Below are 13,458 nucleotides of genomic sequence, written 5' to 3'. Positions count from 1 at the left end.
TAAAAGCATGAAGACCTTAAAAGTCAATATCGTTACTCCCGACGGCCCAGTATACGATGCGGATATAGAAATGGTAAGCGTTAGAGCAGAGAGCGGTGAGCTTGGTATTTTACCCGGCCATATTCCGACGGTTGCTCCGCTAAAAATTGCTGCAGTCCGTCTGAAAAAAGACGGTCAAACTGAGCTGGTTGCCGTCAGCGGGGGGATAGTGGAAGTCCGCCCTGACCATGTCACCATTCTGGCCCAGACGGCGGAAACATCTGAACAAATTGACAAAGAACGCGCCTTGGCCGCAAAACGGCGTGCCGAGGAACGTTTGCAAAAGCAAACTCCAGATGTTGACATTATTCGGGCAGAGCTTGCTTTAAAACGCGCGATTAACCGGTTGGATGTTGCGAGATAGAGATAAGGATCCTTCCCATATTTAAGGATGGGAAGGGTCTTTTATATTCAAGATCAAACAGAATTGAAAATGTTGAAAAATGTTCACAAATTGTTCGCCTTTTTAGTATGAATCTATCTATAATACAAAATAGTAAGCTATGTTCTCTTCCACCAAAAAGAGGACGTAAGACATTCAAGTAAGCTCCTAAAACACAAGCCCCTCAGGCAACAGAGGATCACTCCATCTATGGGAAAAAGTTCTATCATGAACGACTTAACATGCAACATCAAAACTGTTAAAATGACTTGAAATGACCAGCAACATTCCTTTATCCTACGGCAGAAGAGACGAGGCTGGCCGGAAGCACCAAACCGGCTGAACGTAAGGAGGCGTCATCAATAATGGAAGAGATCGGACAACAGGCTGCTGTCAGTATCATCGTTCATCTTTTTTTTATTGCATTGACTTGGTGGGCTCTTCTGGCGGTCAATATTGATCCGCTTATCAGGAAAGGAAAAGTCATTCAGGCGAGGGTGTTAATGATCATCATTACAATCGCCGTCGGCTCCACCGTCAGCAATTTTTTCTTGGACTATCTTTATTATTCCAGACAGCTTCAAAATTTATTTTCATGATTGAGTAAAAGAAAAAGAATTTATGGGAATGGACGAATATGGGTAACACCGCGTTCTGCAAAATCACCGGAGACCTTGTTTTTCCACGTATGCTTTTCCTGCGATCCGTCAACAATGGAGAGTAGGAGAGGATGATGCAGAATGAAGACAAAACAAACGGTTAATGCCCTTATTTTTAGTGTGGTTTTATTTTTAATTGTTCATGTCTTTCAATCGCTTGAAGCAGCGGGCAATACGCCGCTTGAACAGCTGGCGGAAGGTTTGAGCCGCCATGATGTCGAGCTTGAAGAGTGGACCATGCATACAAAAAAACAGCTTACCCTAAGTGAAAAAGATTTTTTTGCAAAACTGAAACATTTCAAGAAACAGCATCGACAATATGAATGGACTTTAACGCGGGAAGACGACGATACAGTTAAAGCGACAGGTGTTTTTCAGGACAAAAAAAATCATATCAATTCCAAAATACATTTGGTATCCACCCACAAAAACCAGAGACTTGTTTCGTATTTATTGTATGAGCAAAAAGGCGCGGGACCACGGGAAAACTGGAATGCTACATATAAGCAGTTTGAACGGGATGCATTCGACATAATGCGAGAAAAGACCGCAATTTTTACTTGTCTAAAGGGCCATTTAAATGGTATGATGAATGTTGTTTTGCAAAAAAAAGCAAATGAGCTAGTACATGAATTTGATGCAAAGTCAGTTGAAGATTTAATTGAACCAAATTTCGTTTCTATTTCTGCTTACACTAACGAGTGGAAAGAATCCATCAAGACAGAAAAACACCGTATGAATTTGCAAGTCTCGCTTAGAAATGCGGGAATGGGCGAAAAACTTACCGTCACGGTTGGCACACCAATCGTCACGACTGAATATTAATATAGAGAAATTGGGACGCGGAGGGGAATACCTTGGAAAAAATCATCGTCCGCGGCGGTCGAAAGTTAAACGGCACAGTCAAAGTTGAAGGAGCAAAAAATGCCGTTTTACCAGTTATCGCTGCATCTTTATTAGCCAGTGAAGAAAAAAGCGTAATATGTGATGTGCCTACGCTCTCCGATGTATATACGATTAACGAAGTGTTACGTCATTTAGGCGCAAGTGTACATTTTGAAAATAATACAGTAACGGTTGATGCATCTCGCACTTTGTCTACGGAAGCTCCGTTCGAATATGTTCGTAAAATGCGCGCATCCGTATTGGTGATGGGTCCGCTTCTTGCTCGCACAGGCCATTCGAGAGTGGCTTTGCCTGGAGGATGTGCAATCGGTTCAAGACCGATCGATCAGCATCTGAAAGGCTTTGAAGCAATGGGGGCAAAAATTAAGGTCGGAAACGGCTTTATTGAAGCGACTGTAGAAGGCCGCCTTCAAGGAGCGAAAATTTACCTTGATTTCCCTAGTGTCGGAGCAACTGAAAACCTGATTATGGCTGCAGCTTTGGCTGAGGGCACGACAACTCTCGAAAATGCTGCTAAAGAGCCTGAAATCGTTGATCTGGCTAACTATATCAATGCAATGGGCGGTAAAATTCGGGGTGCCGGTACAGGCACCATTAAAATTGAAGGCGTTAAGGCGCTTCATGGGGCAAAACATACGATTATTCCTGACCGGATAGAGGCGGGAACGTTCATGGTTGCCGCGGCGATTACCGAAGGGAACGTACTGGTAAAGGGAGCGGTTCCTGAGCACTTAACATCTTTAATTGCGAAAATGGAAGAAATGGGCGTTCAAATCTTGGAAGAAGGAGACGGTCTTCGGATCATCGGTCCTTCTGAATTGAAGCCTATTGATTTAAAAACAATGCCACATCCAGGTTTCCCGACTGATATGCAGTCACAGATGATGGCTCTTTTGATGCGCGCAAATGGAACCAGCATGATCACAGAAACCGTCTTTGAGAACCGCTTCATGCACGCGGAAGAATTCCGCCGTATGAACGGAGATATTAAAATCGAAGGCCGTTCTGTCATCATTAATGGTCCTGTGCAGCTTCAAGGCGCTGAAGTTGCCGCAACGGATCTTCGCGCCGGCGCAGCTCTTATCCTTGCTGGCCTTGTTGCTGACGGTCATACACGCGTAACCGAATTAAAACATTTAGACCGTGGATATGTCAACTTCCACCAAAAACTTGCCGGTCTCGGCGCTGATATTGAGCGCGTTAACGATGAAGAAGCAGTTCATATTGAAAATAAAGAAGTTGTATCCGATTTAAATGCATAAATCAACCTGAAATCAGTATGTCATACGGCATACTGATTTTTGCGTTTCAAGTATTCTATATCAGTATGCCTCCCATATCTATCATTATGCACAAGAATTGCTTTTAAAATACGTAGCAGCAGTTGAAAAAGTACAGTCATATTAGCTTGTCCCCGCCCATAAAATGAAAGAGACAAAACAGAAATGGGGGCACTGATTTGAAACAGCTCATAATTGTACTAGCAGGAATCTGCACGCTGATTTTACTCATACCAACACTGCTTGTCCTCCCTTTTCACGGGGGACCGGGGGCAATTAAAACAGAGAAACACGCTCAGCAACACGAGGAAAAAAAGAAAGTCACCTTAAAAGAGTCTCCCGTTTCAATTCCGGTCTACAGAACGGCTGACCGGAAAGTTGAAGACATTCCGCTTGAAGAGTATGTCATCGGTGTCGTTGCCTCGGAAATGCCGGCAGATTTTGATATCGAAGCTTTAAAAGCACAAGCGCTGGCAGCCCGCACATACATTGTGAGGCAAATGGTGTCAGAGCAAGCTGTACAGTCGCCGAAAGGCTCGCTGGTCGATGATACGCAGATGTTCCAGGTGTATAAAAACAAAGAGGAGCTCCGCAGGCTGTGGAAGAAGGATTACGATTGGAAAATCAAAAAGGTGACCGAAGCTGTAGCCAGTACGCAAGGCAAAATTTTAACCTATGAGCATAAGCCTATTGATGCTTCGTTCTTCTCGACGAGCAACGGGTACACCGAGAATGCCGGAGCTTATTGGACAAGTGATATTCCGTACCTGCAAAGCGTGAAAAGCTCCTGGGACACAAAATCGCCGAAATTCCTGAACCATAAAACGTTTACTGTCGCTGAATTTGAACAAAAGCTCGGTGTCAAGCTGCCCGGTTCAAACAGCATCGGAGAGATCACCGAAAGAACGCCGGGAAAACGCGTAGCGACTGCCGTCATCAATGGAAAGAAGCTTGAGGGAAGAGATATTCGCGAAAAGCTCGGCCTCAAATCGGCAGACTTTGATTGGAAACGCGACGGGAATCAGATTACAGTCACGACAAGGGGATTTGGACATGGAGTGGGAATGAGCCAATACGGTGCGCATTATATGGCGAAAGACGGCAAGAAAGCAGAAGACATCGTCAAGTATTATTACAAAGGAACAGCCGTATCCAATGCAGATGAATTTTTAAATAAATACATGGCGAAAAAATAAAACAAAAGACGTCTGCCTCTTGGCGGCGTCTTTTTGAATATCATCGAAATTTGGCATTCCCATGAATTTGATGCACGCTAAATTATTATACAAATATTTCTAAAAACATGTGCCGGAGGGCTTGCTGAACAGCGTCAAAAGGCCGCAAACGCCGTATCAACAATAGGGGTCACAGGTTATAAAGTCTATTTTATATACTTGTTGTATGATGAATTGAATAACGAGGAAAAGGAGACATGCCCTATTTATTTCTCCCTGGTGTTCTTCTACGATAATAATGTGTTAACGACTTTATTTCAGAAAGGGGAAAGGGAGAAATGAAGAAGAAGATGACATTGGGCATTTTGACCGCTATGGTTCTCAGTCTTGGTTCGCCTGCTTTTGCAGCTGAGAAAAAACAGGAGGTAACAGTTGCCGAAGATGCGCCCAACGTTGCGATTATGCTTGATGCAAGCGGCAGCATGGCTAAAAAGATCGGCGGGGTCTCAAAATACGAGCTTGCCAAAAATGAAGCGTTCAGCTTTGGTTCCAAGCTTGAAAATGCAAACGTGCTCATGAGAGTTTTCGGTTCAGAGGGAAACAATAAAAATTCCGGAAAAGTGCAGTCCTGCAATGCAATCAGAGGGGTGTACGGCTTCCAAACGTATGACGAGCAAAGCTTCCGCAATTCCTTAAACGGCATCGGACCGACCGGATGGACACCGATCGCAAACGCGCTGCAAGATGCAAAAAACGCGCTTGACCAGCTGGACAACAACGGGAAAAACGTCGTCTATCTGCTGACAGACGGTGAGGAAACATGCGGAGGCAATCCGGTAAAAGTCGCAACAGAACTGCGCAAATCCAATGCGGTTGTCAACGTGATCGGCTTTGATTATGAAGGAGACTTCCACGGACAATTGACCAGTATCGCAGCAGCTGGCGGCGGTGAATATTTCCAGGCAAAAACTAAAAATGACATCAAAAGAATTTTTACTCAGGAAGCAATTGAGCTTTCTAAATAAACTGGAAAAAAGCTGTGGACATGTTTCCGCAGCTTTCCTTTTGTGATGAAAAGATTGTCAAAAGTCAAGAAAAATACTTTACAAATATTAAGTTATTGTGTCAGAGCGTTGAACCCTGCTGCGTCCTTTGGAGGGGTTATTTGTCGTAACGGTAGCTTTATTGGGATGAAATCGGCCTTTTAGCAGACTTTTTTGATAGGTCTTAAGTGAATGCGTCGATCGATTATCGTAAGGATTATGAAGAATTTGTGAATTTGAAAAGGAGATCCGGCCTATTTATTTCTATCAAGCCTTCTTTTACGATGTTGGTGGACTTGATCTCATGCGGAAGATCGGTCCGAAAAAACAAATGCGGAAAGGAAAGTGAGAAAGTTGAAAAAGAGGTTTGCTCTGTTGACAACGTTCACCATGCTTTTGTCATTGGCGCCGGCAGCAGCTTTTGCGGCTGAAAACGGAAATGCGGACAACAGCAAAAAAGATGTCAATGTTGCAGTTGTGCTTGACGCAAGCGGCAGCATGGCACAAAAGGTTGAAGGAGAAAGAAAATTTGATATTTCCAAAGAATCCGTAACCGATTTTGCCGACCTGCTTTCAAGCGATGCGAATGTCATGCTGAATGTTTTCGGACATAAAGGCAACAATAAAAACTCAGGAAAAGAAGTATCCTGCGGTACGACTGAAACCGTCTATGATCTGCAGCCGTTTTCTTTCAATTCATTCGAAAACGCTTTAAGCGGAATCAAGCCTACAGGCTGGTCTCCGATTGCAAAATCTCTTTATGATGTAAAAGATGATCTTGCCGATAAAGATGGGAAGAATTATGTCTACATCGTGACAGACGGTGAAGAAACATGCGGAGGGGATCCTGTTCAGGCAGCAAAAGATCTGCGCAAATCCAACATTAAAACGATCGTCAACATTGTTGGGCTGGATGTAAAAACCGTGAAAGAAAAAGCAAAGCTTAAAAAAGTAGCTGACGCCGGCGGCGGAAAATTGATTGAAGCCGACTCAGCTTCTGATTTTAAAAAGGTATGGAAAGAAGAAGGCGTAAAACTGTCTCAGTAACTCCATACGAGAACGGGACGGCAGCAGAGCCGTCCCGACTGTTAAGCTAATCGGTCGACATTTCGAGTTCTTCGATTCGTTTTTCTGCATAGCGCGGATCTTTTCTCGAATGGAAAATCTCCGCCTTTTCAATCATGACCGCCGTGTTGTATTCCGGAATACGGGCATGGTTTTCGTATACGCCTTTAGGGATCAGCACATTTCCTTCCGGCCAGTAGACTGCCGTGTTTCCGCGTTGTACGCCGGCATATTTTGCCCGCCCTTGGAAAGTTCCGTAGCGGTTGAATAGAACGATCGCTTCTCCATCTTGAATATAAAGCTCCTCGGCATCTTTTGGATTGATCATGACATCCCGGCGATCTGCAGCGTTGAAAGGATCTTTTTCACTATAAATCATCGAGTTGAACTGTTTTCCGCGCCTTGTCGTAACGAGAAAGCGTCCTTCCGTTTGTCTGTTTTCAGGAAGATCGACAGGGATCAGGTTGCCCCTGCCGTCTGCCGTCGGACAAACACCGCCTTCACAAAGCCAGGCGCCGCCCCATTGAAAGACATCTCCGCGTTTTTTTAAATGCTGAATCCCGTCATAATTCCGGTTGGCAGCAGCGATTTCTTCACGGATTTCCGCAGCGCCGTCAAAATGGATCAGTTCTTTGTCTTCGGGCCGGACCCGTTTGGCGAGATCTACATAAATTTCCCATTCTGAACGGGCTTCTCCGATGCGCGGTCCTTTAATTTCGGGGCTGAAGTATACCATCCGTTCCGTACTGGTCGAGGTTCCTCCGCCAGGCTGTTCATACCTTGTCATCGCAGGGAGAATGATGACTTCCTCTTTGGCATCGACCAGGGTAGAGGTATTGAAGATGATGTCCTGATGGACTCTCACTTCAACTTCCTGCAATGCTTTTTTGATAAAATCAGGGTTCGGCATCGTCTCCAAAAAGTTTCCTCCGCTTGTATAAAACACTTTTACTTTTCTTTCGCTTCCGCTCGGCAGCAGCATGTTTTCGATCGTCTGGCCGATCGTATCGCCTTGCCAAGTCGGTAAGCGGAAGCCCCAAACCTTCTCGATCCGTGCGGCATTTTCCTCGTCAAAATCACCGCCTGGGAGGACGAAAGGATCGGCACCCATTTCTCCAGAGCCCTGCACACCGCTGTGCCCTCTGATCGGCATAACGCCGCAATGCTTTCTGCCGATGAATCCTTGTAAAAGGGCGAGATTTGCCACCTGTGAAATGTTGTCGGTCGCAAAACGGTGCTGTGTAAGCCCCATGCTCCAAATGAAAACGCCGGTTTTCGCCCGGGCCAGCAAGACGGCGAATTCTTTCATTCTCTCTTTTGATATGCCGGATGACTCTTCAAGCGTCTTCCAATTTTGTTTTTCGATGTGCTGTTTAAGCTCAGTGAACCCGTTTGTGTGTGCATCGATAAAGGCGCGGTCAATGCTTGAACCTGGTGCCTCCCGCTCCATTTCAAACCAGTGCTTCATCACCCCGTTCATAAAGGCAATGTCGCCGCCGATATTGACTTGGTAAACATCATCGGTGATTTTGGTGCCGAAAAGGGCGCTCTCAGGTATCGATGGAATCCAGTATTTCTCCATCGATGGCTCCCGGTACGGATTGATCATAATGATTTTCGTTCCCGCTTTTTTGGCGGCATACATGTATTTTGTTGACACCGGCTGATTATTGGCAGCGACAGACCCCCAGAAGACGAGGACATCCGTTCCGATCCAGTCTCGGTAGCTGCAGCTTGAGGCGCCGATGCCAAGGGACCTTTTTAAAGCCGTTTTGCTTGGCGAGTGGCAGATCCGCGAGGCGTTGTCAATGTTGTTTGTGCCGATAAACCGCGCCGCTTTTGCGGCCGTATAGTACACCTCATTCGTTATGCCTCTGGCTGTTAAATAAAAGGCGAGCTGCCGTTTATCAATCGATTTGATTTTGTCCGCGATTCGGCTGAGCGCTTCATCCCACGAAATTCTCGAGAACGATCGTTCACCATTTTTTCTCGACAGCGGATAGGGGATGCGTCCAAGCTTTCTCAGCTCGGTGCTGTCCAGCTTTCGCAGCTGTTCGATGTCGGCGGACAGCCATTTGTCCTCGATCGCAGGCATTGTATTTAAGCGCAGGACGTTCAGCCGCGTCGTGCATAAATGAGGGCCTGTGAGCGTCTGATCGCGGAGTCCGGACACACCGAGCGCACAGCCGTCGCACACGCCTTGCGTCAAAATTCTGTAGGCGTACGGAAGGTTGTCTTTATTGTCCCACGCTGTTTTCATCGTATCTCTGATATGCTTCGGCTTTACCTTTCCGAGTCCCATCGGCGCCCAAGACGCCCACAGTTTTGGCGCGGGCTTTTTATTCAGCTTCATCGGACCTTGATGCTTTGTTTTTCCCATTCCCTTCTCTCCTTTCCAGCGGATACTGCAGATCATCCTTTTAGCGAGTTTGAGACATGAACCGCCGCTTTTTTCCGCAACTGTTTAATGTCCGTTCTAATGAATATCGAAATGAACAGGGCGATGGCGAACAGTGCCGCAAACACCGTCAGGCTTTGGCTGTAGCTCCCTGTTGCATCGCGTACCCAAGAAGAGAACATCGGGCCTGCAAGCCCTGCCGCCGCCCAAGCCGTTAAAATGTATCCGTGGATCGCACCGAGCTGCTTTGTTCCGAACAAATCCCCGATATAAGCCGGAATTGCGGCAAACCCTCCGCCATAGCACGTATAGATCAATGCCATCAAAACAGAGAAGGCGGCCTTGTCGGAAATGAACGGCAAAAGCGGGAAGGCGATCAGCTGTATGGCGAAAAAGACGGTATACGTATTCGGCCGTCCGATGTAATCAGATACAGAGGCCCAGCCGATGCGCCCTAAACCGTTAAATGCGCCCAAAACGCCGACGAGCGCGGCGGCCGCGGCGGCGGACATGCCCGCACTTTCCTGCGCCAGCGGTGAAGCGATTGATATGATGGCGATTCCGCACGTAACATTAATAAAAAGCATCAGCCATAAATAATAAAAGCGTTTCGTTTTAATCGCTTCATTTGCCGTCAGCTGGGAAATATCAGCGCTTTGTGCTCTTCCGCTTTTTCCGGTTGAAAATCCTTCAGGCTGCCAGCCTTCTTCAGGCGGGGCGAGGTAAAGCGAAGAGAGCATCATCACAAGAAAGTAGCAGATGCCGAGAATAAAAAAGGTGTTGGCTATACCGACCGCTGAGATCAGCTTTTGCATGATCGGGCTGCTGATCAAAGCCGCAAATCCGAAGCCCATAATGGCAAGCCCTGTGGCCAAGCCGCGGCGGTCAGGAAACCATTTAACAAGCGAAGATACGGGTGTAATATAGCCGACGCCGAGTCCGATCCCTCCGAAGACTCCATAAAACAAATAAAGCAGGGGAAGGGAGCCGATCTGAACGGCGAAGCCGGAAAACGTCACGCCAGCTCCGAAGAAAAGTGCGGCGAGCATGCCTGCTTTTTTGGGGCCGTGTTTTTCGACGAAGTGTCCCAAAAATGCGGCTGAAAGCCCGAGAAATAAAATAGCGATGCTGAACGTCAGACTGATCTGGCTGAGGCTCCAGCCGAAGGTTTCAGCGAGCGGGTTTGTAAAGACGCTCCATGCGTATACCGACCCGATTGACAAATGAATGCCTACAGCACATAAAGCAATGAGCCACCTGTTTTTCGCTTTTTTCATGTGAGAACCCCCTGTGGAAAAAGGCTGTAATAAAGACAGAAGGCTGCCGGGGAGCGATTGTTTGAAAGCGGTTTCCGAAGTTGCTGCGAAGAAGGGCAGTCTGTTTGAAAAGTGAATATTTTTTGAACTTTTAAAAAATAATATCATGTTTTCAAGCTATCAACAAGATGAAGCTTCCAAATTTGACCTGACGGTTGTGAAACGGCATGATAGACGAGTATAGTAATAGATATAGTAAGAAACAAAGGGGCGGAGTTATTCATGGGGAAAAACATCACAACAAGCCGAAAAATTTTCCGTTATGATAATGGAGAGCTGGTGCAGCAAGAAGATCAGATGGCGACGGAATTCCCCCTGACTGTCATGGTGAACGGCGAGGAATTTGTCACGCTTGTTTGCTCGCCGGACAGCCTGGAAGAACTGGTGATCGGATTTCTCGCATCTGAAGGGGTGATCCGATTTAAAAATGAGATTAAAAGGTTTACAATAGATGAAAGCCTCGGGTTCGCATATGTCGACCTTGTCAGCACAAAAAAGCTGCAGCTGAAGGATTACACAAAGCGGGTGATCGGCTCCTGCTGCGGAAAAGGGAGGCATTTTTATTTCCAGCAGGACGTCAAAACCGCAAAAACAGCGATTGACGGCGTGACCATTACGCCAGAGAACTGTTTGAAGCTGATGCGCGACATGCAGAAAAGCAGCAAGCTTTTTCACCATACGGGGGGCGTTCATAATGCCGCTTTGTGCAGCACAGACAAGCTGATTGCAGTCAGATCTGATATCGGAAGGCATAATGCGCTTGATAAATTGTACGGATATTGTTTGCTTCATCAGGTTCCTGTGCGCGATAAGCTGATCGTATTCAGCGGCAGAATTTCTTCGGAAGTGCTGCTTAAAGCCGCGAAAATCGGGGTTTCCGCGGTCATTTCCAAGTCGGCGCCGACCGAGCTGGCCATTCAGATGGCAGAGGAGCTGAATATCATGACGATTGGTTTTGCGAGAAACCGGTCATTCAATGTATACACGCATCACGAGCGAATTCAGTTTTCATAAAAGGAGGCAACAGGCGTGAACACCAACAGTGAACAAGTTTTGGATCAGAAAAGCCGGCCGCTTCGGGATTTAAGAATTTCTGTCACCGACCGCTGCAACTTAAGATGTACGTATTGCATGCCTGCAGAAATCTTTGGGCAGGATTATCCGTTTTTGCCAAAAGGCGAACTGTTGTCCTTTGAAGAGCTTGAACGATTGGCCAAGCTGTTTGTTCATCAGTTCGGGGTAGAAAAAATCCGTCTCACCGGCGGAGAGCCGCTGATGAGAAAAGATATGCCGGAATTAGTCGGGAAGCTTGCAGGGATCAAAGGGATTCGCGATATTGCGATGACAACGAACGGCGTTTTGCTGCCGGTTTACGCTGACAAGCTGAAAAAAGCGGGGCTGAAACGTGTAACGGTCAGCCTGGATTCCCTGGATGATGAGCGTTTCAAATCGATCAACGGAAGAGGCGTTTCCGTCAGCAAGGTGCTGGCCGGAATTGAAGCGGCGAAAAAGGCCGGACTCGGCGTCAAGATCAACATGGTCGTCCAGAAAGGGGTCAATGAGAAGGATATTTTGCCGATGGCCCGCTATTTCAAAGAAAAAGGCCATATTTTGCGGTTTATTGAGTTTATGGATGTCGGGAACACAAATGAATGGAACCGTCAGTCAGTGGTGGCCAAAGCGGATATCATCCGGATCATCAATGAAGATATGCCGATTGAACCGATCGACCCGAACTACGAAGGAGAAGTCGCAAAACGATACCGATACCTGGACGGCTCAGGAGAAATCGGTTTTATCTCTTCTGTATCCGATGCTTTTTGCACCACATGCAACAGAGCAAGACTATCGGCGAAAGGCGAGCTTTTCACATGTCTTTTCGCATCAAGCGGGTTTGATTTAAGAACCTTGATCAGAAGCGGGCAGACCGATCAGGAGCTGGCGGAGGCGATCGGCACCGTCTGGCGGAATCGCGATGACCAATATTCTCTCGACCGCGCTCTTGCAAAAGCGGTTCCGCGGAAAAAGGTTGAAATGTCCTATATTGGAGGATAATTGACTGCTCCTGAGAAGGCCGTCCATAGAGTAGATGGGCGGTTTTTTTCATGCTGAGGTCTGCTTGTTTTGCATATTGACAGGTTTGATACGGGGGAAAAGCGGAAATTTTCTTAAAAAACATTGCCTGAAACAGAAAGGATGATTGAATGTTCGGACTGCAGGATATTGTCAAATTCCTCTGGTCGTTCTTGATCGTTTTTCCTGCCGTGTCGGTGCTTCATGTCTTGGGCCACAGCGCCATGGCGGTGTTGTTCGGCGGGAAATCTTCGCTTGAAATCGGGATGGGCAAAAAATTGCTGAAAATCGGCCCTGTTCAAATCAGAAGTGTCTACTTCATGGATTCCTTCTGCAAATACGGGGATTTAAAATACGATAACCGTTTCACGAATGCGATGATTTATGCTGGCGGATCGCTGTTTAACTTAATGTCTATATTTATTATCAATCTGCTGATTATCAAAGACATCATACCCGAAAATATTTTTTTCTACCAATTTGTTTATTTTTCAACCTATTATGTATTTTTTGCTTTGATTCCCGTGAGGTATTCCGAAAATCATCTTTCTGATGGAATGGCAATTTATAAAGTGCTGAGGTATGGAGAGAAGTACGATATTAATAACTGAGCAGCCGGCTGCGGGCACATCCCGGAGCCGGCGTTTTTCAGAATGAATGATGTCTTCAGGCAGTTTCTTTAGCTTTCGAACGGCTTCGACGAATGTCTCTAAAGGATCACAGCCGCTAAAATATTGAAATGCTTCCCGATCCCCGTTGTTCATCACGACGAGATGATCGCCTCTTGTTACCAGCCCTTTTTCGCGGCGAAACGAGGTGACGGCATCATAGCGGATGTCAAGATGAAAAGGGGAGCCAAACAGGGAGGAATAAAACATGAACCGCCTGTCAGTGGCGGCAAGCACGCCTCTGTACGGAGTGTAACGTGCAGACAGTCTCGCGTTATAAGCGCAAAGAATAATAGATCTGATCTCTTCATTCGGCTCAAGCCGGCTATCCAAAGCTGCTTTTCCTTCTGTTATCTCCTTCATTGAAAAACACTCCTTTCATCAGTAGATACGAAAGAGACTGTGAAAAAGTTCCGAAGTGAGACGTGAGGGTTTGAAAAAATTTTTATTTATT

General features: G+C 46.4%; 13 protein-coding genes. 10 read left to right on the top strand and 3 right to left on the bottom strand.

Translation table 11 applies throughout. The features are described from left to right. The first annotated feature begins 7 nt into the window (after positions 1 to 7). The 7 genes from H7F26_RS04040 to H7F26_RS04010 all read left to right on the top strand — a co-directional run bounded on the left by H7F26_RS04040 (position 8) and on the right by H7F26_RS04010 (position 6,531). Positions 8 to 403 carry a F0F1 ATP synthase subunit epsilon gene (locus H7F26_RS04040; protein WP_003186004.1) on the top strand — a complete coding sequence of 132 codons (396 nt, stop codon included), beginning with the start codon at positions 8 to 10 and terminating at the stop codon, positions 401 to 403. A gap of 383 nt (positions 404 to 786) precedes the next feature. After that, positions 787 to 1,020 carry a DUF1146 family protein gene (locus H7F26_RS04035; protein ID WP_003186001.1) on the top strand — a complete coding sequence of 78 codons (234 nt, stop codon included), beginning with the start codon at positions 787 to 789 and terminating at the stop codon, positions 1,018 to 1,020. A gap of 141 nt (positions 1,021 to 1,161) precedes the next feature. Continuing rightward, positions 1,162 to 1,905, top strand: coding sequence for a YwmB family TATA-box binding protein (locus H7F26_RS04030; RefSeq protein WP_009329748.1), 744 nt, complete (start codon positions 1,162 to 1,164; stop codon positions 1,903 to 1,905). Between the two features lie 32 nt (positions 1,906 to 1,937). Further along, positions 1,938 to 3,248, top strand: coding sequence for a UDP-N-acetylglucosamine 1-carboxyvinyltransferase (gene murA / locus H7F26_RS04025; protein WP_003185997.1), 1,311 nt, complete (start codon positions 1,938 to 1,940; stop codon positions 3,246 to 3,248). A 197-nt stretch (positions 3,249 to 3,445) separates the two neighbouring features. Beyond that, on the top strand, positions 3,446 to 4,462 hold the full coding sequence (gene spoIID / locus H7F26_RS04020) for a stage II sporulation protein D (protein WP_003185995.1): 1,017 nt from the start codon (positions 3,446 to 3,448) through the stop codon (positions 4,460 to 4,462). Positions 4,463 to 4,779: 317 nt separating this feature from the next. Then, positions 4,780 to 5,466, top strand: coding sequence for a VWA domain-containing protein (locus tag H7F26_RS04015; protein ID WP_003185993.1), 687 nt, complete (start codon positions 4,780 to 4,782; stop codon positions 5,464 to 5,466). A 372-nt stretch (positions 5,467 to 5,838) separates the two neighbouring features. Beyond that, complete coding sequence (locus tag H7F26_RS04010; RefSeq protein WP_147554843.1) at positions 5,839 to 6,531, top strand: VWA domain-containing protein; 693 nt, start codon at positions 5,839 to 5,841, stop codon at positions 6,529 to 6,531. A gap of 46 nt (positions 6,532 to 6,577) precedes the next feature. On the opposite strand, the gene H7F26_RS04005 is transcribed toward H7F26_RS04010, so the two are convergent. Both H7F26_RS04005 and H7F26_RS04000 read right to left on the bottom strand, forming a co-directional pair. Next, positions 6,578 to 8,929, bottom strand: coding sequence for an FdhF/YdeP family oxidoreductase (locus tag H7F26_RS04005; protein WP_009329743.1), 2,352 nt, complete (start codon positions 8,927 to 8,929; stop codon positions 6,578 to 6,580). 32 nt (positions 8,930 to 8,961) lie between these two features. Then, a complete protein-coding gene (locus H7F26_RS04000) occupies positions 8,962 to 10,224 on the bottom strand; it encodes an L-lactate MFS transporter (protein WP_003185985.1) in 1,263 nt (420 codons plus the stop codon). Between the two features lie 261 nt (positions 10,225 to 10,485). On the opposite strand from H7F26_RS04000, the gene fdhD reads away from it, so the two are divergent. The 3 genes from fdhD to H7F26_RS03985 all read left to right on the top strand — a co-directional run bounded on the left by fdhD (position 10,486) and on the right by H7F26_RS03985 (position 12,947). Then, positions 10,486 to 11,277: a formate dehydrogenase accessory sulfurtransferase FdhD gene (fdhD, locus tag H7F26_RS03995; RefSeq protein WP_003185983.1), complete on the top strand. Its 792-nt coding sequence runs from the start codon at positions 10,486 to 10,488 to the stop codon at positions 11,275 to 11,277. Between the two features lie 15 nt (positions 11,278 to 11,292). Then, complete coding sequence (gene moaA / locus H7F26_RS03990) at positions 11,293 to 12,318, top strand: GTP 3',8-cyclase MoaA (RefSeq protein ID WP_003185982.1); 1,026 nt, start codon at positions 11,293 to 11,295, stop codon at positions 12,316 to 12,318. A gap of 149 nt (positions 12,319 to 12,467) precedes the next feature. Beyond that, entirely contained in the window at positions 12,468 to 12,947 is a 480-nt protein-coding gene (locus H7F26_RS03985; protein ID WP_003185980.1) for a hypothetical protein, read from the top strand. Here H7F26_RS03985 and H7F26_RS03980 read toward each other — a convergent pair. Further along, a complete protein-coding gene (locus H7F26_RS03980; protein WP_003185978.1) occupies positions 12,828 to 13,367 on the bottom strand; it encodes a GRAM domain-containing protein in 540 nt (179 codons plus the stop codon). The genes H7F26_RS03985 and H7F26_RS03980 overlap by 120 nt on opposite strands. Between the last annotated feature and the right edge of the window lie 91 nt (positions 13,368 to 13,458).

Origin of the sequence: Bacillus sp. PAMC28748 (assembly GCF_014250415.1) — a bacterium.
Classification (GTDB): domain Bacteria; phylum Bacillota; class Bacilli; order Bacillales; family Bacillaceae; genus Bacillus; species Bacillus licheniformis.
This window is presented reverse-complemented; position numbering and strand designations above follow the sequence as displayed.

Bases quoted from the DNA above. Each gene is read 5' to 3' on its own strand.
- H7F26_RS04040 (WP_003186004.1), top strand. From the start codon at position 8: ATGAAGACCTTAAAAGTCAATATCGTTACTCCCGACGGCCCAGTATAC.
- H7F26_RS03980 (WP_003185978.1), bottom strand. From the start codon at position 13,367: ATGAAGGAGATAACAGAAGGAAAAGCAGCTTTGGATAGCCGGCTTGAG.
- H7F26_RS04035 (WP_003186001.1), top strand. From the start codon at position 787: ATGGAAGAGATCGGACAACAGGCTGCTGTCAGTATCATCGTTCATCTT.
- H7F26_RS03985 (WP_003185980.1), top strand. From the start codon at position 12,468: ATGTTCGGACTGCAGGATATTGTCAAATTCCTCTGGTCGTTCTTGATC.
- H7F26_RS04015 (WP_003185993.1), top strand. From the start codon at position 4,780: ATGAAGAAGAAGATGACATTGGGCATTTTGACCGCTATGGTTCTCAGT.
- fdhD (WP_003185983.1), top strand. From the start codon at position 10,486: ATGGGGAAAAACATCACAACAAGCCGAAAAATTTTCCGTTATGATAAT.
- H7F26_RS04030 (WP_009329748.1), top strand. From the start codon at position 1,162: ATGAAGACAAAACAAACGGTTAATGCCCTTATTTTTAGTGTGGTTTTA.
- H7F26_RS04005 (WP_009329743.1), bottom strand. From the start codon at position 8,929: ATGGGAAAAACAAAGCATCAAGGTCCGATGAAGCTGAATAAAAAGCCC.
- H7F26_RS04000 (WP_003185985.1), bottom strand. From the start codon at position 10,224: ATGAAAAAAGCGAAAAACAGGTGGCTCATTGCTTTATGTGCTGTAGGC.